The 22555-nt window shown below is 58.7% G+C and carries 23 protein-coding genes and 12 pseudogenes; 20 read left to right on the plus strand and 15 right to left on the minus strand.

Translation table 11 applies throughout. The features are described from left to right. Positions 1–215 precede the first annotated feature (215 nt). Positions 216–902: an NAD(P)-dependent oxidoreductase gene (locus ACFQJD_RS01855; RefSeq protein WP_379795755.1), complete on the minus strand. Its 687-nt coding sequence runs from the start codon at positions 900–902 to the stop codon at positions 216–218. Continuing rightward, complete coding sequence (locus ACFQJD_RS01860) at positions 899–1207, minus strand: hypothetical protein (protein ID WP_379795757.1); 309 nt, start codon at positions 1205–1207, stop codon at positions 899–901. The genes ACFQJD_RS01855 and ACFQJD_RS01860 overlap by 4 nt, the downstream gene beginning before the upstream one ends. Before the next feature lie 333 nt (positions 1208–1540). On the opposite strand from ACFQJD_RS01860, the gene ACFQJD_RS01865 reads away from it, so the two are divergent. Then, the gene (locus tag ACFQJD_RS01865) at positions 1541–1912 is read left to right on the plus strand and encodes an SHOCT domain-containing protein (protein ID WP_379795759.1); all 372 of its coding nucleotides are present in this window, start codon (positions 1541–1543) and stop codon (positions 1910–1912) included. 707 nt (positions 1913–2619) lie between these two features. Beyond that, positions 2620–2912 (plus strand): annotated as a pseudogene (locus ACFQJD_RS01870) (helix-turn-helix transcriptional regulator). 44 nt (positions 2913–2956) lie between these two features. Here ACFQJD_RS01870 and ACFQJD_RS01875 read toward each other — a convergent pair. The 5 genes and pseudogenes from ACFQJD_RS01875 to ACFQJD_RS01895 all read right to left on the minus strand — a co-directional run bounded on the left by ACFQJD_RS01875 (position 2957) and on the right by ACFQJD_RS01895 (position 5457). Continuing rightward, positions 2957–3667, minus strand: coding sequence for a DUF2270 domain-containing protein (locus ACFQJD_RS01875; RefSeq protein ID WP_379795761.1), 711 nt, complete (start codon positions 3665–3667; stop codon positions 2957–2959). A 47-nt stretch (positions 3668–3714) separates the two neighbouring features. Then, a pseudogene (locus ACFQJD_RS01880) lies at positions 3715–4109 on the minus strand (DUF302 domain-containing protein). A 142-nt stretch (positions 4110–4251) separates the two neighbouring features. Continuing rightward, on the minus strand, positions 4252–4824 hold the full coding sequence (locus ACFQJD_RS01885) for a DsrE/DsrF/DrsH-like family protein (protein WP_379795763.1): 573 nt from the start codon (positions 4822–4824) through the stop codon (positions 4252–4254). A 2-nt stretch (positions 4825–4826) separates the two neighbouring features. After that, positions 4827–5210 (minus strand): DsrE family protein, encoded by a 384-nt coding sequence (locus ACFQJD_RS01890; RefSeq protein ID WP_379795765.1) that lies wholly within the window; start codon positions 5208–5210, stop codon positions 4827–4829. 4 nt (positions 5211–5214) lie between these two features. Continuing rightward, positions 5215–5457: a sulfurtransferase TusA family protein gene (locus ACFQJD_RS01895; RefSeq protein ID WP_379795767.1), complete on the minus strand. Its 243-nt coding sequence runs from the start codon at positions 5455–5457 to the stop codon at positions 5215–5217. Positions 5458–5661: 204 nt separating this feature from the next. Here ACFQJD_RS01895 and ACFQJD_RS01900 point away from each other — a divergent pair. From ACFQJD_RS01900 to ACFQJD_RS01925, 6 genes and pseudogenes are all read left to right on the plus strand, one after another. Next, positions 5662–6842, plus strand: a pseudogene (locus ACFQJD_RS01900) (MBL fold metallo-hydrolase). Between the two features lie 2 nt (positions 6843–6844). Further along, positions 6845–7344 (plus strand): annotated as a pseudogene (locus ACFQJD_RS01905) (YeeE/YedE family protein). Beyond that, positions 7341–7789 (plus strand): annotated as a pseudogene (locus ACFQJD_RS01910) (DUF6691 family protein). Before ACFQJD_RS01905 ends, ACFQJD_RS01910 begins: the two co-directional pseudogenes overlap by 4 nt. Positions 7790–7879: 90 nt before the next feature. Further along, positions 7880–8029 carry a DUF7512 family protein gene (locus ACFQJD_RS01915; protein ID WP_379795768.1) on the plus strand — a complete coding sequence of 50 codons (150 nt, stop codon included), beginning with the start codon at positions 7880–7882 and terminating at the stop codon, positions 8027–8029. A 29-nt stretch (positions 8030–8058) separates the two neighbouring features. After that, positions 8059–9027, plus strand: a complete 969-nt coding sequence (locus tag ACFQJD_RS01920; RefSeq protein ID WP_379795770.1) for a sulfite exporter TauE/SafE family protein — start codon at positions 8059–8061, stop codon at positions 9025–9027. Positions 9028–9093: 66 nt separating this feature from the next. Continuing rightward, positions 9094–9498 carry a helix-turn-helix domain-containing protein gene (locus ACFQJD_RS01925; protein ID WP_379795772.1) on the plus strand — a complete coding sequence of 135 codons (405 nt, stop codon included), beginning with the start codon at positions 9094–9096 and terminating at the stop codon, positions 9496–9498. Between the two features lie 94 nt (positions 9499–9592). On the opposite strand, the gene ACFQJD_RS01930 is transcribed toward ACFQJD_RS01925, so the two are convergent. Together ACFQJD_RS01930 and ACFQJD_RS01935 are read right to left on the minus strand one after the other, a co-directional pair. After that, the gene (locus ACFQJD_RS01930; protein WP_379795774.1) at positions 9593–9937 is read right to left on the minus strand and encodes a rhodanese-like domain-containing protein; all 345 of its coding nucleotides are present in this window, start codon (positions 9935–9937) and stop codon (positions 9593–9595) included. Positions 9938–9953: 16 nt separating this feature from the next. Further along, positions 9954–10517 carry a class I SAM-dependent methyltransferase gene (locus ACFQJD_RS01935; RefSeq protein WP_379795776.1) on the minus strand — a complete coding sequence of 188 codons (564 nt, stop codon included), beginning with the start codon at positions 10515–10517 and terminating at the stop codon, positions 9954–9956. A gap of 185 nt (positions 10518–10702) precedes the next feature. On the opposite strand from ACFQJD_RS01935, the pseudogene ACFQJD_RS01940 reads away from it, so the two are divergent. Further along, positions 10703–11910, plus strand: a pseudogene (locus tag ACFQJD_RS01940) (MFS transporter). A 51-nt stretch (positions 11911–11961) separates the two neighbouring features. Here ACFQJD_RS01940 and ACFQJD_RS01945 read toward each other — a convergent pair. Then, positions 11962–12093, minus strand: a pseudogene (locus ACFQJD_RS01945) (IS6 family transposase); the annotation flags it as partial. A 159-nt stretch (positions 12094–12252) separates the two neighbouring features. Between ACFQJD_RS01945 and ACFQJD_RS01950 the strand changes: the two are divergent. From ACFQJD_RS01950 to ACFQJD_RS02000, 11 genes and pseudogenes are all read left to right on the plus strand, one after another. Further along, positions 12253–12672 (plus strand): helix-turn-helix domain-containing protein, encoded by a 420-nt coding sequence (locus tag ACFQJD_RS01950; RefSeq protein ID WP_379795778.1) that lies wholly within the window; start codon positions 12253–12255, stop codon positions 12670–12672. Positions 12673–12755: 83 nt separating this feature from the next. Then, entirely contained in the window at positions 12756–13169 is a 414-nt protein-coding gene (gene trxA / locus ACFQJD_RS01955; protein ID WP_379795780.1) for a thioredoxin, read from the plus strand. An 11-nt stretch (positions 13170–13180) separates the two neighbouring features. Beyond that, positions 13181–13603 (plus strand): hypothetical protein, encoded by a 423-nt coding sequence (locus ACFQJD_RS01960; protein WP_379795782.1) that lies wholly within the window; start codon positions 13181–13183, stop codon positions 13601–13603. Between the two features lie 85 nt (positions 13604–13688). Next, positions 13689–14937, plus strand: a pseudogene (locus ACFQJD_RS01965) (M20 family metallopeptidase). Positions 14938–15025: 88 nt separating this feature from the next. Next, the gene (locus tag ACFQJD_RS01970) at positions 15026–15250 is read left to right on the plus strand and encodes a YgaP-like transmembrane domain (protein ID WP_379795892.1); all 225 of its coding nucleotides are present in this window, start codon (positions 15026–15028) and stop codon (positions 15248–15250) included. Positions 15251–15252: 2 nt separating this feature from the next. Beyond that, positions 15253–15847, plus strand: a pseudogene (locus tag ACFQJD_RS01975) (class I SAM-dependent methyltransferase). Between the two features lie 148 nt (positions 15848–15995). After that, positions 15996–16334: a thioredoxin family protein gene (locus ACFQJD_RS01980; protein ID WP_379795784.1), complete on the plus strand. Its 339-nt coding sequence runs from the start codon at positions 15996–15998 to the stop codon at positions 16332–16334. A 16-nt stretch (positions 16335–16350) separates the two neighbouring features. Then, a pseudogene (locus ACFQJD_RS01985) lies at positions 16351–16674 on the plus strand (aminotransferase class V-fold PLP-dependent enzyme); the annotation flags it as partial. A gap of 34 nt (positions 16675–16708) precedes the next feature. Continuing rightward, entirely contained in the window at positions 16709–17827 is a 1119-nt protein-coding gene (locus tag ACFQJD_RS01990; RefSeq protein WP_379795786.1) for an aminotransferase class V-fold PLP-dependent enzyme, read from the plus strand. Positions 17828–18045: 218 nt separating this feature from the next. After that, a complete protein-coding gene (gene trxA / locus ACFQJD_RS01995; RefSeq protein ID WP_379795788.1) occupies positions 18046–18405 on the plus strand; it encodes a thioredoxin in 360 nt (119 codons plus the stop codon). Continuing rightward, the gene (locus tag ACFQJD_RS02000) at positions 18406–19431 is read left to right on the plus strand and encodes an NAD(P)/FAD-dependent oxidoreductase (RefSeq protein ID WP_379795790.1); all 1026 of its coding nucleotides are present in this window, start codon (positions 18406–18408) and stop codon (positions 19429–19431) included. A 47-nt stretch (positions 19432–19478) separates the two neighbouring features. On the opposite strand, the pseudogene ACFQJD_RS02005 reads toward ACFQJD_RS02000, so the two are convergent. The 5 genes and pseudogenes from ACFQJD_RS02005 to ACFQJD_RS02025 form a co-directional block, all read right to left on the minus strand. Then, positions 19479–19645 (minus strand): annotated as a pseudogene (locus tag ACFQJD_RS02005) (zinc ribbon domain-containing protein); the annotation flags it as partial. Between the two features lie 12 nt (positions 19646–19657). Next, positions 19658–20607 (minus strand): annotated as a pseudogene (locus ACFQJD_RS02010) (cation diffusion facilitator family transporter). Positions 20608–20910: 303 nt separating this feature from the next. Then, positions 20911–21618, minus strand: a complete 708-nt coding sequence (locus tag ACFQJD_RS02015; RefSeq protein ID WP_379795792.1) for a class I SAM-dependent methyltransferase — start codon at positions 21616–21618, stop codon at positions 20911–20913. Then, positions 21587–22045: a hypothetical protein gene (locus tag ACFQJD_RS02020; RefSeq protein WP_379795794.1), complete on the minus strand. Its 459-nt coding sequence runs from the start codon at positions 22043–22045 to the stop codon at positions 21587–21589. Before ACFQJD_RS02020 ends, ACFQJD_RS02015 begins: the two co-directional genes overlap by 32 nt. Positions 22046–22353: 308 nt before the next feature. Beyond that, positions 22354–22551 (minus strand): heavy-metal-associated domain-containing protein, encoded by a 198-nt coding sequence (locus ACFQJD_RS02025; protein WP_379795796.1) that lies wholly within the window; start codon positions 22549–22551, stop codon positions 22354–22356. Between the last annotated feature and the right edge of the window lie 4 nt (positions 22552–22555).

The raw sequence follows: 22555 nt of genomic DNA on the forward strand, positions 1-22555 counted from the left end.
CTCGCTGTAGTGTTGCTGGTGTTGGATCAGACCACCGACCTGCCGGTTCCCTACGGATATGATGGACGTGGCGTTAGCTTCCTAATCGGGGGTGTAGTGGCACTTCTGGTCGTGATTGTCCTGGGTGGCAGTATCGTGATGTCCTTTTTAGGTAATTCGCCCGGGGAGCAACTCGATTTTGCGCAATCAGTCGCGTGACTCGCACAGCTGTTGTCTCAGTTAGTTCTGAGTCGTTTCGCAATCGTCGCAATCTGATCCAGGAAAAATCCGAGATCGGCGTTCTCTTGGCTGGTGACTATCGGCGTCTCTCGAACGTGTAGGTCCTCTTGAACGATTTGAAGCAGAAAATCGGCGACATCAGCCCGTGAAATCGGCCGGGCACTGGCATCAATATCGACACCGTGGACGTATTCTCCGGTTCGCGGTCCGTCCGTCAATCCACCGGGCCGTACGATCGTCCAGTCGTGGTCGCTTTGCATGACCAGTTCTTCTTGCCGTGCCTTGTCTGCTATCAGATCGTGGAGAGCGGTTGCGTTTGCAATTCGGACATACCACGGAACGGTTTCAGAGCTCGAGCCGAGACCCATCGACGTTAGCACGAGTAATCGGCTGACTGGCCGGTCATCCATCGCCTCGATAATGTTCTGAGTCCCCCGCGACACGACATCTGGTGGGTTGTTCGGCGTCCGCCCGAGGAGACAAACCACGGCGTCTGTATGCTCGACTGTTTCAGAGACTGCCTCTGGATCTAAGACATTTCCCTCGATAGCTGTGACCTGCTCACCTGGCGGGAGTTTAGCTTGGGATCTGGTGAGGGCCCGAACGTCATAATCGGCAGCGAGCGCCTGCGTTATCAACCGTCGTCCTGTCCCACCAGTCGCCCCGAACACAGCGAGTTTCATGAGAGTGAACCGGTAAAGCGGTTGTACAACTCAGCAAACAGGTAGGTGAATACACCTGTAATGATCACTGCTTCAAGGATTCCAGCGATAGTCCCAGCGGGTGTCGGCGTGAAGAACAAATGCCACTGCTCCATCATCTCAACCCCGCCTTCGTAGACTCCGATCACCCCGAAGAGACCGAGTAAAAGCATGATCACAGCTGCGACCGTAGCTGCTGCCGCAGCAAATGGAAGCGGATCGAGACGCGGTGATTCCTGACTGGATTCCAGGGTCTCAACGTCGGTTTGCTCGGGTGGAGTGCTCATATGAGATACTACGAGCGGGTAATTCACTGAGTTTGTGGATACGATTCGAAACCGGCTACATCGAACTGCTACCCGCCAAAATATGATGACAGAAAAGCACCACTGCACGGGGTTTGACCCATTACTGAACCCTTCTCTTAGCACGATCCAGCCCGATGAGTCAGCGTGACAGCGCGAAGGCTCCCAGAATGAGATAGGATTCGAACGCAGAACCGGTGCAAAGCTGGGATGTCAAAAGTATTTCCGAGGTAGACCACAAGAAGGGAAGACACAATCGCATTGAATAGGGAACCCGTATTAGGTACTGGAGATGGATCTCACGGAGGGAAAACTATGCCTGACAAAACAGACGATACACGACTCATCACGATTGTTCTCATTATCATCGGTGCGTTCGTCCTCTTCCCGATGTTCTTCATGGGCTTCGGGATGATGGGAGTTGGCCCGATGATGGGAGGCACATGGGGCGGCCATATGTGGGGAGACGGGACGATACCAACCTGGATGTTTATCGCCGGTATCATCATGCAGCTCCTCTTCTTAGCTGCCCTCCTCGGCGGTTCCTACCTCCTCTACCAGGCAATTACGGGAAGTGAGAGCGACCCAGACCAGGCACTCGAAGAACTCCGACTCGCGTACGCTCGTGGCGAATTGACTGACGATGAATATGAACAGCGACGGGAAGCACTCGAACGCGATACCTGACACCGTCAGCTGACGGAGAAAGTCATGCTTCGGACCACACTTTATAAATCTGTACCACTCACCGCTCCGTATCAATCGCTGCTCAATATGAGCTACAAGTAGTAGAGCACCATCTACCGATGTCGAATCAGAATATTGGACAAGTGGATGGCTGTGAGAGGGGTCTTGGGATAGTGACGGGTGTGCTTTGGGCCATTGCTGTCGTGATTCTGGGGGAGACAGCACAACGGGGATGTGGCGACGAGTGGCAGGATCTGTTACCGGATGAGTATCTGGGCTATGACTCGATGATGAAGGAGCCAATAATGGGTTTTTTCGAGGCGTGCGTGGACGCCTTTGTTGGCGCATATACGCTTACGGGATCATATAATCGGATTCGACCGTCAGAGAATCAATCAGACCAGCAATCATGGATGTGAACTTGCTCAGATCCTTGGTGAGGCGCACTCGTGAAGGAAAGCTCGGTCTGCATTCGTCTTTAGCTAATACTCTCGGCTCTGAACGTTTAAGTGGGAAAACGATGTAGACGGTACTGATGGCCAATGCTGCCGATTACGGACTTCGGGAGTTTATGAACGTGCAGAGCCGAGTTGTCCACTATATAAATGTTCGAAGTTCGCACGTGGACTTCCTAACCAGTCATGCCGAATTCGCCTCTGAATACCAGAGAGAACATATGCCACCCCTCAAAAATAGGGAACAGACAGATGCACGATCTAACTGGGTTCCAACGGGACATCTTGTACGTAACTGTCGGGCTTGAGGAACCTCACGGGCTCGCAATCAAGGACGAACTCGACGACTATTACGAGCAGGAGATCAACCACGGCCGCCTTATCCGAATCTCGACGATCTCGTCAACAAAGGACTGCTCGAGAAGGGTGAACACGACAAGCGGACGAACGTATACACAGTCACACAGCGTGGTCAGCGTGAAATAGAGGCCCGACGTGAGTGGGAAAACCAGTATTTGGAGAGCAAAGAATCAGTTCCTGCGTAGTACCCATCAGACTGTCCGAGGCAACGGTCAACAAGACGAACTCACTACTTGCGTCGCTGTTCCCGGAGATTCTCGGCTCGAAGTTCGCCTTTCGCATGCCACGTCCGCGGCCGACACGCGATGATAATCGAGCTGAGATAGAAAAGTCCGACAGTCACGAGGATCACGGGACCTGAAATCATGCCGATTGCTGCACTCTCTACCCACGGCTCGGGTGAGAATGCTGTAATACGGACGAGCCACGCAGCAAGCAGCACTCCAAATAGTGGCAGGTACACGCGTCGGAGGCGGTGAGCGATTGCCTCTTCGGCGCTGATTTTGATGGTCGGCGTACGATAATCTTCGCTGAGCTTTGCTCGCCAGTCTGGATCCACGACGCCGGCTGAAGGGTCGAGTCCGTACGCCCAGACGTTCTCCTGGAGAATCCGAACCCGAGTTCGCCAGATTTCGTACCCACGATAGCGACGCGCCTCGATCACAAGGAAAACCGAGAGCGTCGCCACCCCGATGAGAAGAATGTAATGCGGGTTGTTCGGGCTGGAAAACGCCCACGTGACGATCGCGGCCATGACGATGACCGCCCAGTTTGTCGTCCGGTCGAGGCGCTCGCGCCAGTGCTTCATCCGATGAATCTCGCCGCGATACAGGTGCGCCATCGCGGAGCTGGGCCCCATCTCCTCGTCCAGTAATCCTTCCCCGACATCCCGATACTCGGGGTCAGTCGGGTCGACATCCTTCGCGGTAGATCCAGTCATTGGGACCAGCTAAAAGTGTGCATAGTGGCTGTTCGTCTGTCGTGCGATTAGGCGTCCGGCAGTTCGTCGAGGACGCGTTCGAATCGCTCCCGGACCTCTGCTGCGATCGAGTCCAGCTCGGGATTGTCGACAACGGAGAGCATAACCTCGGGATCAACTGCACTCACGCCGGTTTCACCCTCGTCTGTCTCGTACACGACGACGTTACAGGGCAGAAGCGTCCCTAACTGGAGTTCTTCTTCGAGGGCCTGCTGCGCAAGCGGGGATTGCAGGCGCCAAGAATTCGATACTGGCGGAAGTCTTCGTCTAGTTTCTTCTTGAGCGTCTGTTGGACGTCGATATCACAGAGAACCCCGAACCCCTCCTCTGACAGTGCATTCGTCGTCCGCTCGACGACGTCATCGAATTCACCGTCGACACGCTTGTCCAGAGTATAGGACATACTACTCAATTTAGCCACCTCGCTATTAGGTATTGTGTCCGGGGTTCACCAGAAACGGACCGTACTCGGGGAGGTGGCTCAACCGGAAGCTGGCCAAAAACGAGTTCCAGCCACGTTCACCAACAGTTGAGCCGGATTTGCATTAGATGAGAAGCTGGATGTCCGCGTCAGCCATGTCCTGGATGGCGGTGGCGGCACCGACGCCGGTCGTCACGCCGTCGTAGAAGTCGTCCTCGTCGTAGTCCATGAGGTCGATGGTCATTTGGCAGGCTTGGAACTCTACGCCCATGTCGAGAGACGTGTCAATGAGTTCTTTGATGGTGGCTGTGTCGTTGTCGTCGATCTTCTTCTCCATCATCTTCGTCGTCACGCGGTCCATCCCGGGAAGCGCAGCGACGGCATTCGGGACCGGCATGTTGGGGTTGCCGACCGAACTCAGCTGCAGGTTCTTGGAGCGTTCCTCGTGGAGGATGTCGAGTCCCCAGAACGTGTGGAAGACCGTGACCTCGTAGCCGAACGCGGCCGCCGTACTCGCGAGGATGAGTGGCGGGTACGCCATGTCCAGCGTGCCCTTCGTAGCGATGATGGACATCTTCGGGTTACTATCGTCCTCCGTCGCCGCGGCGAGTTCAGTCTCCAACTCGTCGATGCGGGCGGCGAGTTCCGCACGGGAGGGTACGTCCTCACCTTGTGCTTGTGACGTATTCGTACTCATCGTTAGAATGTGAACACCTGATCGGCGTTCTCGACTTCATCGAGGAACGTGGCAGCGCCCGCGAACTTGGTCGTGACCGTCTCGTCGATGGCGTCCTGGTCCCATTCGAGCATGTCGAGGGTCGTCGTACACGCGACCGTAGTGACGAGCTCGCCACCGTCTGCCACCAGTGCGTCGAGGAGGTCGTACGGATTGGGCATCCCCTCCTCGAGCAGTGGCTCAATCTCCGAGAGATCCGTCTCACCTTCGAGGAGATGGGTGAGTCCATCGAAGGTGAAGTAGACGAGAACCTCAGTGTCGGAGGCGAGCGCCGTGTGGCCGAGGTTCATCGCCATCGCGAGGCTCTTCGGGCTGTCGTTGTCGACGATGATTCCGATTTTCTCCATTGTGTTACTCGGTCTTGCGCACGTAGTGCGTGTACACGTCGTCGCCCTCCTGCTGGTCAACGAGTTCGACGCCGTCGGTCGTGTCCGCCCAGCCGCCGAGGTCGCTCATGCTCCCGGGGTCGGTCGCGAGAACTTCGAGAATCTCGCCTTCGGCGAGCTGGTCGATGTTTTGCTTCGTCTTGACGACGGGCATCGGACAGTTTTCGCCTTTCACGTCGAGAGTTTCAGTGACTTCGTACTGTGTCATGGTAGTGACTTCACTCCCCAATATTGGGTGGGATTAAAAAAGACTGTCGGTAGTAATTCTACCAATCCACAATACACTACTCTCAGTCTAGGTATATCTTCCCTAATCGCCTCTAATAGTGGTTTTTGAGCAATATAGTGTTGTGCTATTGTTGAACTACTATACAAAGCCTTATTTGCGAGCAGTAGATAGAGGGGAGTGACGATGACCGACGCGGAAGATCCCGAATCGGACGAAACGGTCGCATCAACCACGCCCACCGAACTGAAACAGCGCATCGATACCGGCGAGAGCGTGTTCATCCTCGACGCACGCTCCGAAAGCGACTTCGAGGAATGGCACATCGACGGCGAGAACGTCGACGTCGTGAACTACCCGTACTTCGAGCTGCTCGACGAGATTCCTGAGGATCTCCACGACCAACTCCCCGATGACCGCCGGATCACCGCGCTCTGTGGAAAAGGCGGGTCGAGCGAGCTCGTTGCGGACAACCTCGAAGACGCCGGGTACGACGTCGACCACCTCGAACGCGGCATGAAGGGCTGGGCGCGCATCTACGAGTACCAGGAACTCGACGTGGATGTCGACGCCACGGTCGCCCAGTACCGCCGTCTCTCCAGCGGCTGTCTCGCCTACCTCGTCGCCTCGGACGGCGAAGCGGCGGTCGTCGACCCGCTCCGTGCATTCACCGACGAGTACAAACAGGACGCGCGAGCCCTGGGCGCAGACCTCGTGTACGCCCTCGATACCCACATCCACGCTGACCACATCTCCGGGGTCCGCGATCAGCCGCTGAGACGGACGCTACGGCCGTCCTCCCCGAGGCCGCCGCTGAGCGCGGTGTCGACTACGACCTGTCGTACGAGACAGTTACGGATGGCGACACGCTCTCCGTCGGCGACGTCGAGATCGAGACCATCGCGACGCCCGGACACACGACCGGGATGACCGCATACAAGGTCGGCGACGTGCTGTTCACGGGCGACGGCCTGTTCACAGAGAGCGTCGCCCGCCCCGACCTCGAAGACCCCGAGGCGGCCAGGGACGCGGCCCGCACGCTCTACGAGAGCCTCCAGAAACAAATCCTATCCCTCCCAGATGAAACGGTCGTCGCACCGGCGCACTTCAGCGACGCGGCGACGCCGAACGACGACGGCACCTACACCGCGGAACTCGGCGACCTGGTCGAGCGGATGGAGGCGCTCACGATGGACGAAGCGGAGTTCGTCGAGTTCATCGTCTCGGATATACCGCCGCAGCCGGCGAACTATGAGGACATTATCGCGACGAACCTCGGCCAGCAGTCCCCCGACGACGAGGAAGCCTTCGAGTTGGAGCTCGGCCCGAACAACTGCGCCGCGAGCGAAGAGGCGATGACTAACTAACGATGGCCCCACTCCTCGCACCGCTCGTGCTCGAGACGCCCTTCCCCCGCGGGATACTTCCGTACCTCGTCGGCGGCCTGCTGGTCGGCCTCGGCGCGGCAGTCATCTACCTCGCGACCGGGATCATCGCGGGCGCGAGCACGTTCCTCGAATCCACGCTGTCGTACGTCTCGGACGTCGACCGGTTCAACCGCTTCAAATACGTCCAGTCGCGCGGCTGGCGGGTCGTGTTCACACTCGGTATCGTCAGTGGTGCAGCCCTCTGGGGCTCGTCCTCGCGCCCGACCCGACAATCTGGACGACTGACGTCCAGTGGTGGCGGCTACTCGCCGGCGGCGTCCTCGTCGGCGTCGGCACTCGGCTCGGGAAGGGGTGTACGTCCGGACACGGCGTCTGTGGCGTCGGCTCCCTCTCGAACACCTCGCTCGTCAACGTCGCGACGTTCATGGCATTCGCCATCGGCACCGCCCAACTCGTCCAAGCACTGGGGGTGACACCATGAGCGACGAGACGCGAAGCCCGTGGTTCCTCCCCGTCATCTACGTCGGGGGCTGATATTCGGCCTGGGCCTCGCCGTCAGCGGCATGGCTCGTCCCGAAGTCGTGCTGGACTTCCTCCAGTTCGACGACTTCGGACTCGTCTTCGTGATGGGCGGGGCCGCCGTCGTCACCGGGATCACGTTCGCCGTCGCAACGCGCTACCTCGATCGTGCGCCGCTCACCGCGAGCGAGTACACGCGCCGCGTGAAGGAGTTCGACCGCAACGTCGTCGTCGGGGGCGTGATCTTCGGCGTCGGCTGGGGGCTCTCCGGCATCTGTCCTGGCTCCGCCTACGCGAGCTTCGGCGTCGGGAACTATCCGATCCTCTGGGCCATCGGCGGGATGTTCCTCGGCGCGTACGCACAGGGATACGTCCGCTCGCTGACGGGCAGCGAGGAGGGAACCTAATCATGCCATCACAGCTCACAGACACCGCCATCCGGCAACAGTATTGTACGGTAACTGGGTTTAGAAACAAGAACATGGGGGTCGCGTGAGATGTTCGGACTCGAGAACTTGAGTGGTTTCGCGCAGGCTGTCGCCACCGTCGGGGTCGTCCTCGCGGAAGCCTTCGCGCTGTACTTGGCGTACGGCCTGCTCAGTAACACGGTTGGAGCGACCGTCATCGATGCCCTCGGAGGTGACTAACCGTGGCGATCCTCGGTCTGAGCCTTACGATGGTCGCGGTATTCGTCGGATTCGGCCTACTCATCGGAACCCTGTTCGGGTTCTTCGGGATGGGCGGGTCGTTCCTCGTCACACCTGCACTACTCGTGATGGGTTATCCATCGACAGTCGCCGTCGGAAGCGGGCTCGCGTTCGTCTTCGGGACGAGCGTCATTGGCGCGCTCCGCCACCACGATCACGGACAGGTCGACTACAAGCTCGCAGCGATCATGACCGTCGCGATGACCATCGGCATCGAAGCCGGGAAGAGCGTCGTGTTCTTCCTCGAAGCCACCGGGATGGCCGACCTCATCATCAACGTCGCCTACGTCGGCCTGCTCGCCGCTGTGGGGCTGCTCACGCTCCGAGACGCGTGGTCCGACGACGATACCGAGACGAGTAGCGATCTCGCGGACCGCGTCCAATCGGTCCACATCCCGCCGATGGTGACGTTACGCGGCGGCGTTCGTGTCTCGGGGACGATTATCTTCGCCGTCGGGCTCGTCATCGGCGTCCTCTCGGGCTTCCTCGGTGTCGGCGGCGGGTTCCTCCTCATGCCCGCGATGATGTACGGGCTCGGGGTTCCTGCTGCAATCGCCGTGGGAACGGACATCCTCCAGATCACGATCTCGGGCGCGTTCGGCGCGTTCACCTATGCCCAGTCGGGCTCGGTCGCGCTACCCGTCGTCGCGTTCCTGCTCGTGGGGAGCGCGCTCGGCGCGCGCGTCGGTGCGGGTGCGACGAACCTCGTCGACGAGGACGAGATCAAGGGCTACTTTGCGGCGATGCTGCTCGCGGGGAGTCTCGCTGTCGCGTCGAACAAACTCGGGACGGTTTACGGAATCGACCTGCTCAACACGCTGAGCACGGTGCTCATCTTCGGGGCGGCGCTGCTCGTCAGTGGCGCCGTCGTCCTCGCCGCCGTCTGCCGGCTCCGGAATGACCGGACCGGAACGTGGTGCCGTCTCACCACGTCATAGGTCGGTACAGTATTGTGCCGACTATGCAAATACTTTTGAGGCTCTATCACCTACACTCTGTTAGTAATGGCTGAATCAATGAGTGAGATGCTCCGACGGGATATGCAGTGTGAGGGGCTGCTGGAGTGTTTCCACGACCTTAAGGCGATTGACAAGGACATCTTCCAGCTGCTTCAGGACCGCCAGGAGCCACTCACCGTCGACGAAATCGCAGAACAGGTCGACCGCGAGCGGTCGACCGCGTACCGGAGCGTCCAGCGACTGCTTCAGGCTGGCTTCATCCAGAAGGAACAGGTGAACTACGAGCAGGGTGGCTACTACCACGTCTACCATCCGCGTGACGCCGACGAGATCACGAACGAGATGCAGCGGACGCTCAACGACTGGTACGCGAAGATGGGGCAGCTCATCGGTGAGTTCGAAGAGAAGTACGGAAACGAATCGCAACCCGCAGCACCCGCTGAGAGTTAACACAGCGTTCCTCAGCAGAGTATCGCCATAAATCGGCAACAGTCCGTGACGGCGTGCAAACCGATCTCGCCACCGGAGCGTCTCACTCTCCCGGCTATCGGACGATTTTTCGGAGAACTGAGATAATTCGATACAGCACTGTATTTCGCTCGTACTGTCGCCACCCAGTATATCCGCCGGTAAGAGTCGTGGCTGTGTAGCCTGCGTCTTCGAGGTGCTCGGTCGCTTTCCGAGCGACGATACCCGCCTTACACACTGTGACGACTTCCGTGTCGTCTGGAATCCTGGCCAGATGCGAGTCGAGCGCTTCGATACGCCCTTGTTGCAGGTCGCGGTAGACCGGTGCGTTGATGCTTCCCGAAATGTGGTTCTCCCGGTATTCCAGTTCGGGGCGAATATCGAGAACGAAAACATCGTCGTCGGATCGACGGTCGTCCAATCGCGAGGGTCCAATACTACTCATCGACGACACCCACGACAAGGAACGTCTCCGGCCGAGTTGCGTGGAACTCGATCTCGAAGCCGGCATCGCGAAGTGCTGACGTCACTTCACCGGCAGCAAAGCGTTCTTCCAGCGGCGGGCCATCTTCGCCGGCGCCGTCCGCTGACCAATCGCCGATGACGAGGCGACCGCCAGGAGCGAGAACGCGTGCGAGTTCGGAACGTGCCTGTGCACTTGCGAACTCGTGATACGTCATCGTCGAGACTGCCGTATCTAGTTCGTCGGACTCGAACGGGAGACTATCCACACCAGACGTCACGAGCTCGGTGTTCTCCGGAACACCCTTGTCGCGGTAGTACTCGTGCATCGCCTCTTGGATATCAATTGCATAGACCTGACCAACGTGCGGCGCGATTGTATCTGTGTAGAAGCCGGTTCCGCTACCCAGATCAGCGACTGTCTCGGATTCATTCGGATCAAGGGCCCAGAGAAGCTCCTCTCGAGAGAGATACCGATACCGTGTCGCCGCGTCCTCGAGTTTCGTCGCTTTGGCAGCGTCGAATGTGTGATGACCCATATCTAAACAGTTGTGGGCGAATTATGAAATAGTTGGCGACCCAGACATCAGCCACAGCCGGTCTGTTTCAAGCCACTAATTATATTTTGGGCCGATATACCGGCATTATCGTAGGAATAGGCGAACCCTCCAATCACCCGCTCCCAACACATTCATATCCGCCCGACTGTGTAGTATTGTCTGTAATGAGCAATACTGATATCGAGGCGTCCGAGGTCGCACGCCGCATCGCCGAAGACGACGCCGAGGACCTATTCGTCCTCGACGTGCGCAACGAAGAGGACTACGAGGAGTGGCAAATCCCGGGGAGCACAAACGTCCCCATCTACGACGAACTCCTCCAGTACGACTATTCGGGACTGGAAGACAATCTCGATGACCTTCCCGAAGATGAAGAGATCGCCGTCGTCTGTGTCGCTGGCGTCACGTCCTCTCGTGCTACTGACTTCCTCCGCGAACACGGCTTCGACGCCAAATCCATCCCCGACGGCATGAACGCCTGGGGCCGCGTCCACCGCGAATACGACGTGGATAGCGCCGACGGTATCACACAGATCGTCCGCCCCGGAACGGGCTGTGTGTCCTACCTCGCACACGACGGCGACGAAGCCGTCGTCGTCGACCCAATCCAGTACATCGACCAGTATCTGAACGTCGCGGACGACAACGGCCTCGACATCATCGGGATTGCTGACACGCACGCGCACGCCGACCACGTCTCCGGCGCCCGCCGTCTCGCCGGCGAACTCGACGTGCCCTACTATCTCGACGCGAACCTACCGTTCGTCGAGGTACTGAAGCGTGCGACCTACGGCGACAAGACGCTGTTCGCCGCTGCCCAAGCGGGCCACATCGAGAAGTTCGTCGACACGCTGTTCTGGCTTGCCGTCCCGCTGTATCTCACCAGTCAGGGACTCGGCATCGCGGCGGTCGGGTTCGTCGTCGCCGTCCACAGCGCGATGTACTTCCTCCAGATCGCGACCGGCGGCCTCGCCGACCGGATCGGACGCCGACCGCCGGTCCTCGCCGGGATGTTCCTCGCCGGCGCAGGCGTCCTCGGGATGGTTCTCGTCGACGGGTACTTCCCGTGGGTTGTGCTCTCTGGGGTGTCGGGTCTCGGGATGGCGTTGCTCTACCCGAACCTGATGACGGTTCCGGGGACGCCGCACATCCGACGTGGCGTGCGACCGGCATGGGCGTCTACCGGATGTGGCGCGACACCGGCTATGGCGTCGGCGCGATTCTCATCGGTCTCTCGATGGAACTACTGAACATCGAGGCCGCATTCTACGTGATCGCGCTGCTGATGTTCGTCTCGGGAGCGATCGTGTACATCTGGATGCAGGAAACCCATCCCGAATTCGGGACGCACGAACCGCCCGCTCCGGAGTAACCGGTCCAGCCGTTTCACGGACTACCGCGTCGAATCCGAGTACTGTTTAGACTAGCTGATTTCACGTGAGGCGAACGCCTCCACGCAATTTTCGACAGTCCAAGCTTCGGCGTGACTGAAACAGTTTGAGAATGATTGGTGCGTTTTTACGTCTCGGGAGACGCGTTCGACGTGATTCCGATTTTATGGTTCATACTGGAATCAGAGGCCGTATCGGTCAAGCGTCGCCCGCAACCAGGGCGGAAAATCCGAGAATGAATTACCTGTATCGTCTCGTCTAAAGTAGTGGTATTGTGCTGTTCGGGAACAGCTTTAATCTTCTCTGTCACCCTATTTTTCGCTATGAGGGCCACCTCAGTGCGTGAGGACCTTGAGCGCGACTTGGGGTGTCTCGACCTCCTAGGATGCGTTTACGGACTCAACGAGCGGGATCAGATGGCCTTTCAGCTGCTCCAACAGACGGAAGGTGGACTTACCGTTGACGACATAGCAGACCGACTGGAGTGTGACCGATCTACGGCATATCGCTCGGTATCCAGGCTTTACGAGGCTGACATTATCGTACAGGAACAGATAAACTACGATCACGGTGGGTACTACTATGTGTATCGTCCGCGGAAACCCGAGGAGGTCGCCCACGAAATGCAACGATTGCTCAACGACTGGTATGCGACCATTGGACAGCTCATTCAGGAGTTCGAAAATCGGTATCGTTGGGACTCGGACAACCGAGAGAAGCAGCCGCTGCAGTCCTGTTCTTGACTCTCGTTAGCCCAGACCGCTACTGACACAGTATTGTGCTGATTATACAAAAATATAAGGCGGCGTGGGTCGAACGGATATCTATGGCTGAAGATCTCAAGGAGATCCGGCGACAGAAATTAGCGGAGCTTCGAAATCGGACTGAAACTGGCGGTTCTGAGGACACTGTCTCAAGAAGTCCGTCTGAGCCACTCCACATTACTGGCGAGACTGAGCTATCCAAAACTGTCGGTGGGTACGATGTCGTGCTCGTCGATTTCTATGCGGACTGGTGTGGGCCGTGTCAGATGCTCGAACCGGTTGTCGAGACCATCGCCGCCGAGACGAACGCATCCGTTGCGAAGGTCGATATCGATGCGAACCAACAGGTCGCCGCCGAGTACGGTGTCCGAAGCGTCCCCACACTCGTCCTGTTCGCAGACGGGCAGCCAGTCGAGCGGCTGGTAGGGATGCAGGATGAATCCCGGCTTCGCACCGTCATCGAGAACCACACGTAACCGCTCCACCAATGGCTGAGAACTCCTCGTCAGCAGACCGGCAGACCGCTAGTGACCAGTCACTCGCCACCGTTGCGCGAGGACTCGAATCGACGTTGATGGACACGGTCGGTGAGACACTGGTTGGGATTGCCGCCTATGAGAGCGGTGAGTACAGTGTTCAGTACCGGGACGACGCTGCGTCCGCACAGTATACGACGTCGGATATCACCGCGATTCTGGAGAACATTCAGTTGGAGGGAATCGGCATTCGAGCGTACGAGGAGTACCACGGACAGTCGTTACGCGCAACTGTTCGCGTCTTCGAGGAGATCATTACCGTCGTGGTGCCAGTCACAGAAACCTCAGGCCTCGTCGTCGTACTGCGGAACGACGAGGTACACGACCCGTACGAAGTAATCCAGGCGGTCGAAGACGCGGTTTCCGAGCGATGAACGGCTTCTCGTTCCCGTACCACCGGCTGGTTCGAAGCGTCAGTGTACGCATCGTGATCTTCGATATATGGGAAATTAGCGACGTATGAGCGAGGGTATACTCTCCGAGTACATACGAGCGCACCGTGAGGAACTAGTCACGGTCTCTACGGATCTCCTTGCTGTCGACACCTCCAACCCACCCGGAGACACTCGCGAAATCGTCTCCGAGATCGAACAATTCCTCGACCCGCTTCCGGTCGATGTTGAGCAGTTCGCAGTCGACCCGGCGAAGCCGAACCTGATCGTTCGAATTCCGGGGAGTCGGACCGCACGCTCCTGTACAACGGCCACCTCGATACGGTACCGTTCGACGCCGAAGCGTGGACACACGATCCTTTGGGCGAACGCGTCGACGAACGCGTCTACGGCCGCGGCGCAACCGACATGAAAGGAGCTATGGCGTCAATGCTGTTCACGATTCAGGCGTTCGCAGCCACCGACACTGAGCCGTCCGTCGACCTCCTGTTTGCGTTCGTGAGCGACGAGGAAGTAGGCGGAGACGCGGGCTTGCCCGCGCTACTAGAGAACGGAGAGCTCAAGGCGGATGCCTGCGTCATCGGGGAACCGACCTGCGAGGAAAGACGGCACTCCGTCACAGTCGCGGACCGGGGCAGCATCTGGCTGACGCTCGAAGCCAGCGGCGAGGGCGCCCATGGTTCCCGGCCAGTACTCGGCGTCAACGCAATTGACCGACTCTACGATGCCGTCGAGACCCTGCGCGATCGGTTCGGTTCCAGCCGACTCGAGATCGACCCCGACGTTGAGCCGATCATTGAGGAGTCCGTCGAATACTATGGCCCGTCGATGGGCGAAGACGTCGCTCGTGAGCTGTTCCAGTATCCTTCGATCAATCTTGGTGTCATCGAGGGGGCGACACAATAAACAGCGTCCCGCAGTCCGCTCGCGCCGAGATTGACGTGCGGTTGGCAGCGGGTGTCCGCACGCCCCACGTACTCGCGGGAATTCGGGACTGTGTCGCCGACTGCGAAGGCATCACGATAGCCGATGTCTCTTGGAGTATTGGCACCGCTGAAGCCCCTGACAGTCCGCTCGTCGAAGCTGTCGCGTCGACGGCAGCGACCGTCACAGGGGAGCGTATCTTTCGGCGGAGTGCCACGGGTGGCGGCGACGCCAAGACACTCCGGAATGCGGGTATCCCGACTGTCGAGTTCGCGCTCGGGACTGACACCGTCCACGCACCCAATGAGTACGTTCCCGTCGACGTACTCGTCGACAACGCGGTCGTCTACGCGCAGCTGCCAGCAGCGTGGCAGTCCCAGATAACCCAGTAACAATCTGTCGACGTGGGATTGTATCGGATTGGCTGATCCGGAACCGGGACAGTTGCCGGAAAGACTTAGGTGGGTGTATGGTGTATTTGTGGGTGTAAAGAACAATATTGGTGCGACAGACAGGCGGACTCGCATCGTCGTCGGGTTGGGCCTCGTAGTCGTCGGACTGTCGGCAGCCAGCGGCTTGCTGGGGCTGGGGACAACGGTCGGCGTAGTCCTGACGCTTCTGGGACTGGTCCTCGTCGGAACCGGACTCGTCCGGGTCTGTCTCCTGTATCGTCTGCTGGGCATCGACACGTCGGGTTCCAGATAGAGATGGAGCGGTTCCAGAACACCGGCCAGCCGGACTGGGACTGGTGGAGCAAGCTCTGGCCAACACCCGGAGCGACACTACGAGACCTCGGTCTCGAGTGGGGAGTCGGTCGCCGAGGTTGGCTGTGGGAGTGGCTACTTTGCGCTTCCGGCCGCGCAGATCGTCGAGCCCTATCCAGTGTACGCGATCGACCTGAACGAAGCGCTTCTCGACGAACTCGAGTATCTCGCCGACCAGCAAAACATCGAGAACGTCAACCCTGTTCACGGTGACGCCCGAAATCTGACCGCAGTGCTCCCCGAACGTGTCGATACACTCGTGGTAGCGAACACGTTCCACGGGGTCGACAACCAGTCTGGACTTGTCGAGCAGGCGTTGGACGCGATCGAAGCCGACGGGAGCCTGATCGTCGTCAACTGGCACGATTACTCACGTGAGACGACGATTGTGGCGAACGAACCCCGGGGCCCACCGACAGAGCTGCGGATGACGCCAGAGGAAACCAAAGATGCCGTACTCTCGGCGTCAGCTGCTGCGTTCGATCGACAGGCCGACCTGCCACCGTACCATTACGCGCTCGTATTCGAACGGTCGTGAACATGCCCTCAGTGAGTCACACGAACGGAGTGATCTCTGGGCTGTAGCTTTCCACCGTTCGTTCTCAACGGGAGTGTTCTGAGTAGACACAATTAGTATTGTGTAGAAAGCCCAAGACTATTAACCACTCGGTGCATAGAAGCTGGTAATGGCAACACAAGCAACAAAGACGAACAGCGTGGGATCACTCGGCGATGGCGACCTCAAGACAGTCCTCGAGGACAGTGGAACCACTCTCGTCGAATTCTACACGGAGTGGTGTGGCACCTGCCAGCGAATGAAGCCGGTTCTCGATACCCTCGCCGAAGACACCGATGCAACGGTTCTGACAATTGACATCGAATCGCATCTCGAAACTGCAATCGAGTTCGGTGCCCAGAGCACACCTACGTTCGTCCTGTTCGTCGACGGCCAGCCCGTGAAACAGCTCCGCGGCGGCCAAACCGAACAGTCACTCCGCGACCTGCTCGCACAATTCAGTGACTAACCCCGACAGACGACCGATGACTCCCACAGAACTTCGCGCTGACACGCCCGCCCTGCACGAGGACATCTACCTGAACTTCGGTGCGCACGGCCCGAGCCCGCGGTACGTCGTTGAAGCCGCCAACGAATTCGTGCAGTCACACGAGTATAAGACGAGTACTCAAAACGATCCCTACGACGTGGCGTTCGATGCCTACGACCAAGCGCGGGATCGCGTCGCGGACTTCGTCAACGCGGACGCCACCGAGATCGCGCTCACGGAGAGTACGACTGCCGGTATCAACGCGATTGCGAACGCGATCGACTGGCAACCCGGTGATACTGTCGTTCGAACAGACCTCGCACAATTCAGTGACTAACCCCGACAGACGACCGATGACTCCCACAGAACTTCGCGCTGACACGCCCGCCCTGCACGAGGACATCTACCTGAACTTCGGTGCGCACGGCCCGAGCCCGCGGTACGTCGTTGAAGCCGCCAACGAATTCGTGCAGTCACACGAGTATAAGACGAGTACTCAAAACGATCCCTACGACGTGGCGTTCGATGCCTACGACCAAGCGCGGGATCGCGTCGCGGACTTCGTCAACGCGGACGCCACCGAGATCGCGCTCACGGAGAGTACGACTGCCGGTATCAACGCGATTGCGAACGCGATCGACTGGCAACCCGGTGATACTGTCGTTCGAACAGACCTCGAACACCCCGCTGGAACGCTCCCGTGGCAACGCCTGGAACAGGAGGGCGTCGACGTTCGCGTCGTCGAGACGGAGAACGGTCGCGTCGATCTCGACGTCTTCGCCGAAGCCGTTGAGGATGCACGGCTTGCGTGCTTCAGTGCAGTGACGTGGACACATGGCACCCGGTTACCCGTTTCCGACCTTGTCGACATCGCCCACGAAGCCGGCGCGTTTGCGCTCGTCGACGCGGTCCAGGTTCCCGGACAGCTCCCGATGGACGTCGACGAATGGGGTGCTGACGCGGTCGCAGCAGCCGGTCACAAGTGGCTCCTGGGACTCTGGGGAGGTGGCTTCCTCTACGTCGACGATGACATCGCCAACTCTCTCACGCCCAGCACAGTCGGCTACCGAAGCGTCGAAACGCCAACTGCAGATCCCTACGAGTTCGCGATCGGTGCCCGACGATTCGAGGTCGGGTCGTCGAACCCCGCACCCCACGTCGCCCTGGCCGAGGCGATCGACGCGATCGACGAGATCGGAATCGATCGCATCGCGGAACGAATCCAGACCTTGACCGGACAGCTCGTGGACGGCATCCCAGACGGTCAGCTCTACAGTCCTGATCCGCCCGAGTCGGGGCTCGTCACAATCGATGTCGATGACCCCAAATCGACGGTCGAACGACTGGCGACAGAGGGCATCGTCGTGCGCTCACTCCCGAGCCCGAACGCTGTCCGTATGTCCGTCCATGCAGTCAACACGACAGGCGAGGTCGACAGATTACTCGACGCGCTCGAACCAGAGTGGAACTGATCTCGAAGTCGGAGATGTCCCCCGTCTTATAGTGTACTATTCTCACAATAGTGAACGCAAGAGATGCTTGAGTTAGAACGCCATCTAGTGTTTGAAAGGATTTTAGAGAGGACTTCCGCCATAACCTCTCCATAGCACATCTGACTGTCGCATAGGTAGTGTGTAGTATTGTGGATATAGGACAAGTCTTAATGGCTGGCAGTCCCTAGAGACAGGTGATGGCAACTGATACTGCAAACGACGGTCGCACTGATCCCGCGAACGAACCAACCCACGTCGACGGTGCCGACGACCTTGATGCCCTTGTCAGCCAAGACGATGTCGTCCTGACGGACTTCTACGCCGACTGGTGTGGGCCCTGCCAGATGCTCGAACCGATCGTCGAGACCATCGCCGCCGAGACCGACGCGACGGTCGCAAAGGTCGACGTCGACGCAAACCAGCAACTTGCGAGCGCCTACGGCGTCCGCGGCGTCCCAACACTCGTCCTCTTCGCCGATGGTGAGCAGGTCGAGGAAGTCGTTGGCCTCCAGAGCGAAGAGCAGCTTCGAACGCTCGTCGACTCCTACACGAACTAAATGAGTACAGACGTACACGGCCTCGTCATCGCCGGCTCAGGAATCGCCGGCCTCTCGGCAGCGGTCTATGCGGCTCGCGCCGATCTCGACCCCCTGGTGCTTGAGGGTGACGAGCCGGGCGGCCAGCTCACGCTGACAACCGACGTCGAGAACTATCTCGGCTTCCCCGACGGCGTCGGCGGCATGGACCTCGTCCAGCGCGGCAAAGAGCAGGCCGAGAAGTTCGGCGCACAGTTCGAACACGGTCGCATCGAGGACGCGGACCTGGACGGCCAGCCGCTGGAGCTATCGCTGTCGACTGGCGACACGCTCTACACGCGGGCGCTGATTGTCGCGACTGGCGCGAGCGCACGCTGGGTCGGCGCCGAGAACGAGGACGAACTGATGGGGCAGGGACTGTCGACGTGTGCGACCTGTGACGGCGCGTTCCACCGCGGCGACGACGTCCTCGTCGTCGGCGGCGGCGACAGCGCCATGGAGGAGGCGTTGTTCCTCGCGAAGTTCGCCGACTCCGTGACGGTCGTCCACCGCCGCGAGGAGCTGCGAGCGTCGGAGATCATGGCCGACCGTGCTCGCGATCACGAAAAAGTACAGTTCCGCTGGAACACGGAACTCGAAGCCATTCACGGCTCACAGGAAGAGGGCGTCACCGGTGCCACGCTCGTCTCCCACCCCGATGGCTACCCTACGGAGAAGGTCGAGTCCGGGATCGACGTCGAGCGGGAGACCGTCGATGTTGGCGGCGTATTCTACGCGGTGGGCCACACGCCGAACACGCGGTTCCTGGATGAGACTGCCGTAGAACGAGACGAAAATGGCTACATCTTCACGCAAGCGGACGACGCAGGCCGCCCTACGGCCCGGACGACCGTCGATGGCGTGTTCGCTGCCGGTGACGTCGCTGATCCCCGGTACCGCCAGGCGATCACGTCTGCCGGAACTGGAAGCATGGCCGCGCTCGACGCCGAGGAGTTTCTCGAGACGCTACGCAGTGCAGCGGAGTTGACGACTACCGCGACCGCGTGAACTATCCCTGTCTACTCGCCGCCTCCTTGAATAAAGGCTTCCTGTTTCCACGCCGCATTTGCGTCTCTGTCTGCCTCGAAACCACAGGCGGGACAGGAGTGTTCACGCACCCGAGCGGTTTCCCGGTTGCGACGCCACACTGAGTGCATTCTTTGGTCGTGCCACCTGGTTGGATCTCCACGAAGTGCGTGCCTTCGCGCTTGCAATTGTATTCAGCAGAAGGTTCTCACACTTCGTGAGCATGGGAGTTGAGATGGGTATGCCGATCATCGTACGCAGGACAGAGTTCAACCGTCGCGTGATCGACGCCGTGATCTGCCAACACGTGATGGATCTGCTGTGTCACGGTTTCAGCCTCCGTCATCGTCTCAACGGATGTTTCGACATGAGCGGTGGCGACAGTGATTTGACTGCAAATCTGCCACGCATGCCAGTCCTCAACCTGGTCAACGCCATCAACGGCCTCCATGTCGGTTCGGACGCCCTCAGGTTCGAACGGTGTTTTCAGGAAGAAGATAGCCCCGCTGCCACGGAGGACTTTCCCAGCCGACCACAGGACAACGCCGGCGATAAGTGCCGCCGTGACCGGGTCAATTATCCGGATGCCGGTGACTTCAATCGTGAGGACGGAGACGATAACTGCGATCGACCCGCCGGCGTCTCCGATCAGGTGATAGAACGCTCCTTTCTCGTTGAGGCTCATCTCCCCGCCTTGTAGAATATAGACACTGCCTGCATTGATCGCTAACCCCCAATTGCGATCAGGAGTGTTGGGACGGTCCCGATGGCAATCGGATTGAGGAATCGCTGGTAGGTCTCCCAGAGGATGTACCCGACCATCGGGATGAGTAAGACTCCATTGAGAAAGGCAGCCATCGGTTCCAGCCGGTGCAGACCGTACGACCATTGGTTCGACCCCTCATACCGGTCGGCAACATAGGTGGCGGCAAAGGCCATCACATACGCTAGCGCGTCGAACAGCATATGCACGGCATCGCTGATGAGTGCCACCGAGCCAAACAGCACCCCACCAGTGAGTTCACCGAAGAATCCCAAGAGGTTGAGGCCGGCAACCAGCGCTAACTCCCGACTACTTGACGATGTCTCGTGGCCATGATCGTGAGAGTGATCGTCGTGAGTGGGGTCAGCTTGAGTCGCATCACTGTCTCCAGACATTCTTGAGTCGCGATAACCGTCCTTTGATTATCAAGGCCACTGCTATTAATCGGATCTATTTATGGAATTTATAATAATATATTTGAATAGATTTAATATCATATAGTTGATGGGATTATAAGAGGTACGTGCTGTATCTTATACGCGAATCCTGACAAGAATTGGATGGACAGTGCGTGCAACGTGTTCTGTGACACGCTAAGTCAATCGTCAAAATCTATCTTCTCTACCGACAAAGGTAAATTGTGTATACCCATCACTAATAGTGAGAGCCCACCATCATCTATAGAGGCCCCCTCGTAATCACTTCCCTGTCTTCCCGGCACCAACGAGACGTGAAATAACCGAATCTTCCCGTCGGCGTTCGAGCGTCCCACGGACGATTGGAACGATCCGCGGGATGTCCTCCAGCCGTGTGTAATCTACGAGTTCGAATCGATCGTCATCTCGAAATATGTCGTCCGTCTCGCGATTCAGATGACACCCGCCAGCAAGGGTGTGCCATGCGGGCGCGAGTACGTCGTGGGCGATACCCACGGCGCCCTCTCCGCGGACGTGCTCGAGAAACCGGAACTCGCCACCTGGCTTCAGTACCCGGGCCACCTCGGAGAGTGCGACGTCAAAATCAGGGATGGTACAGAACACGAGTGATGCGATGACGATGTCGAAGGAGTCGTCTGCGAATGGAAGTGCTTCTGCACCGGCGTTTTCTATCTCGATCTCGAGGCCGAGGTCGCGTGCTCGTTCAAGCGCTTTCCGGCGCATGTGTGGGTCTGGCTCAATCGCGAACAGTGTGACAGTTCCGCTGTCAGCAGCTGCTTCTCTAAAGTACGGAAACATCGCACCTGTCCCCGCGCCGAGGTCCAGAACCATCCCGGAGAGATTATCCACGAGATAGCGGCGGTGTTCGGTGAGCACGGTTCGCTCTGCCGGTTTCATCACCGGATCGTACAATTTCGCGAATATCGGATGGGCAGGATCAGTCATCTCTATCCTCTCGTTCGGTGTCATGAGTGTTTCCAGCGTGTGCTGTATCGATTTCGTGTTCGTGGTGGGCGTACCAGCGAGGTTCGGGCCATTGGAACCCACCTTCACGGTAGACGCCGGCCACGCCGTGTTCAGTGTCGTCGCAAATGATAGCGACGGTTTCCTCGTCGACGTGCGCGAAGTGACACAGCGGGTGTCCCGGGCACGCCACCGCGTTTTCGTGGACACCGACGACGATGCCGGTCGTTGGCGCGCAAATCCTCTCGACATCGTTCTTGAAGTGATCTGAAATCGTGAACAGTGGCTCTCTGTCCTTGATGAGCGGGTTCGGTCCCCACTCCACCTCGACGATACCGCCGGTTTCAGCCTGGCGGTACCCGTCCTCGGTTTCGTGCTCGAGATGGGCGTGTTCATCCGGGGGTTCTGATTCCGTGGAGACCTCATCCACCATCGTTTGTGCTTCGTGCTCCGGGGAGTGAGAATGCTGTCCTGATGACGCGTGGGCTGATGCTCGCGGTTCCGACTCTGCTTTTAATCCGCAAATTCGACAACAGTAGACGGGTCCTTCGGATTGATATGAGGGGTGCACTTCTGCAGAGGGGTACTCGGAGTTCTCGTGGTCTGAATTGTTGCTCATGGAGTGAGTATTGGTGCTGTCCCTCATTATATATTCAGACCCTGATACTGCGCGGTGCCATCGGAAGGGCCAGTATCGAACGAGAACGGCGGGGTGTTCGTTGGCGTGCGTTCCGGCGGTTCTCAGGTGGAGGCGGTGTAGCCAGCGTCTTCGACGGCCTGAACGAGTGCTGTGATGTCAGCAGCGCCATCGACGCTCGCCTGTTCGGCTTCTCGATCGGCAGTCACATCAGTCACGCCGCTCACCTCTCGAAGCGCTTCCTCAACTGTCTGTTCACAGTGGCCGCAGGTCATTCCCTCAACGGTGATGGTCGTCGACATACAC

This window comes from Haloplanus sp. GCM10025708, from assembly GCF_042663985.1.
Classification (GTDB): domain Archaea; phylum Halobacteriota; class Halobacteria; order Halobacteriales; family Haloferacaceae; genus Salinirarus; species Salinirarus marinus.

Bases quoted from the DNA above. Each gene is read 5' to 3' on its own strand.
- ACFQJD_RS01875 (WP_379795761.1), bottom strand. From the start codon at position 3,667: ATGACTGGATCTACCGCGAAGGATGTCGACCCGACTGACCCCGAGTAT.
- ACFQJD_RS01915 (WP_379795768.1), top strand. From the start codon at position 7,880: ATGTTCGGACTCGAGAACTTGAGTGGTTTCGCGCAGGCTGTCGCCACC.
- ACFQJD_RS02020 (WP_379795794.1), bottom strand. From the start codon at position 22,045: ATGGTGGATGAGGTCTCCACGGAATCAGAACCCCCGGATGAACACGCC.
- trxA (WP_379795788.1), top strand. From the start codon at position 18,046: ATGGCAACTGATACTGCAAACGACGGTCGCACTGATCCCGCGAACGAA.
- ACFQJD_RS02015 (WP_379795792.1), bottom strand. From the start codon at position 21,618: ATGACACCGAACGAGAGGATAGAGATGACTGATCCTGCCCATCCGATA.
- ACFQJD_RS02025 (WP_379795796.1), bottom strand. From the start codon at position 22,551: ATGTCGACGACCATCACCGTTGAGGGAATGACCTGCGGCCACTGTGAA.
- ACFQJD_RS01895 (WP_379795767.1), bottom strand. From the start codon at position 5,457: ATGACACAGTACGAAGTCACTGAAACTCTCGACGTGAAAGGCGAAAAC.
- ACFQJD_RS01920 (WP_379795770.1), top strand. From the start codon at position 8,059: ATGGTCGCGGTATTCGTCGGATTCGGCCTACTCATCGGAACCCTGTTC.
- trxA (WP_379795780.1), top strand. From the start codon at position 12,756: ATGGCTGAAGATCTCAAGGAGATCCGGCGACAGAAATTAGCGGAGCTT.
- ACFQJD_RS01980 (WP_379795784.1), top strand. From the start codon at position 15,996: ATGGCAACACAAGCAACAAAGACGAACAGCGTGGGATCACTCGGCGAT.
- ACFQJD_RS01950 (WP_379795778.1), top strand. From the start codon at position 12,253: ATGAGGGCCACCTCAGTGCGTGAGGACCTTGAGCGCGACTTGGGGTGT.
- ACFQJD_RS01925 (WP_379795772.1), top strand. From the start codon at position 9,094: ATGGCTGAATCAATGAGTGAGATGCTCCGACGGGATATGCAGTGTGAG.
- ACFQJD_RS01890 (WP_379795765.1), bottom strand. From the start codon at position 5,210: ATGGAGAAAATCGGAATCATCGTCGACAACGACAGCCCGAAGAGCCTC.
- ACFQJD_RS01990 (WP_379795786.1), top strand. From the start codon at position 16,709: ATGACTCCCACAGAACTTCGCGCTGACACGCCCGCCCTGCACGAGGAC.
- ACFQJD_RS02000 (WP_379795790.1), top strand. From the start codon at position 18,406: ATGAGTACAGACGTACACGGCCTCGTCATCGCCGGCTCAGGAATCGCC.
- ACFQJD_RS01935 (WP_379795776.1), bottom strand. From the start codon at position 10,517: ATGGGTCATCACACATTCGACGCTGCCAAAGCGACGAAACTCGAGGAC.
- ACFQJD_RS01865 (WP_379795759.1), top strand. From the start codon at position 1,541: ATGCCTGACAAAACAGACGATACACGACTCATCACGATTGTTCTCATT.
- ACFQJD_RS01885 (WP_379795763.1), bottom strand. From the start codon at position 4,824: ATGAGTACGAATACGTCACAAGCACAAGGTGAGGACGTACCCTCCCGT.
- ACFQJD_RS01860 (WP_379795757.1), bottom strand. From the start codon at position 1,207: ATGAGCACTCCACCCGAGCAAACCGACGTTGAGACCCTGGAATCCAGT.
- ACFQJD_RS01960 (WP_379795782.1), top strand. From the start codon at position 13,181: ATGGCTGAGAACTCCTCGTCAGCAGACCGGCAGACCGCTAGTGACCAG.
- ACFQJD_RS01855 (WP_379795755.1), bottom strand. From the start codon at position 902: ATGAAACTCGCTGTGTTCGGGGCGACTGGTGGGACAGGACGACGGTTG.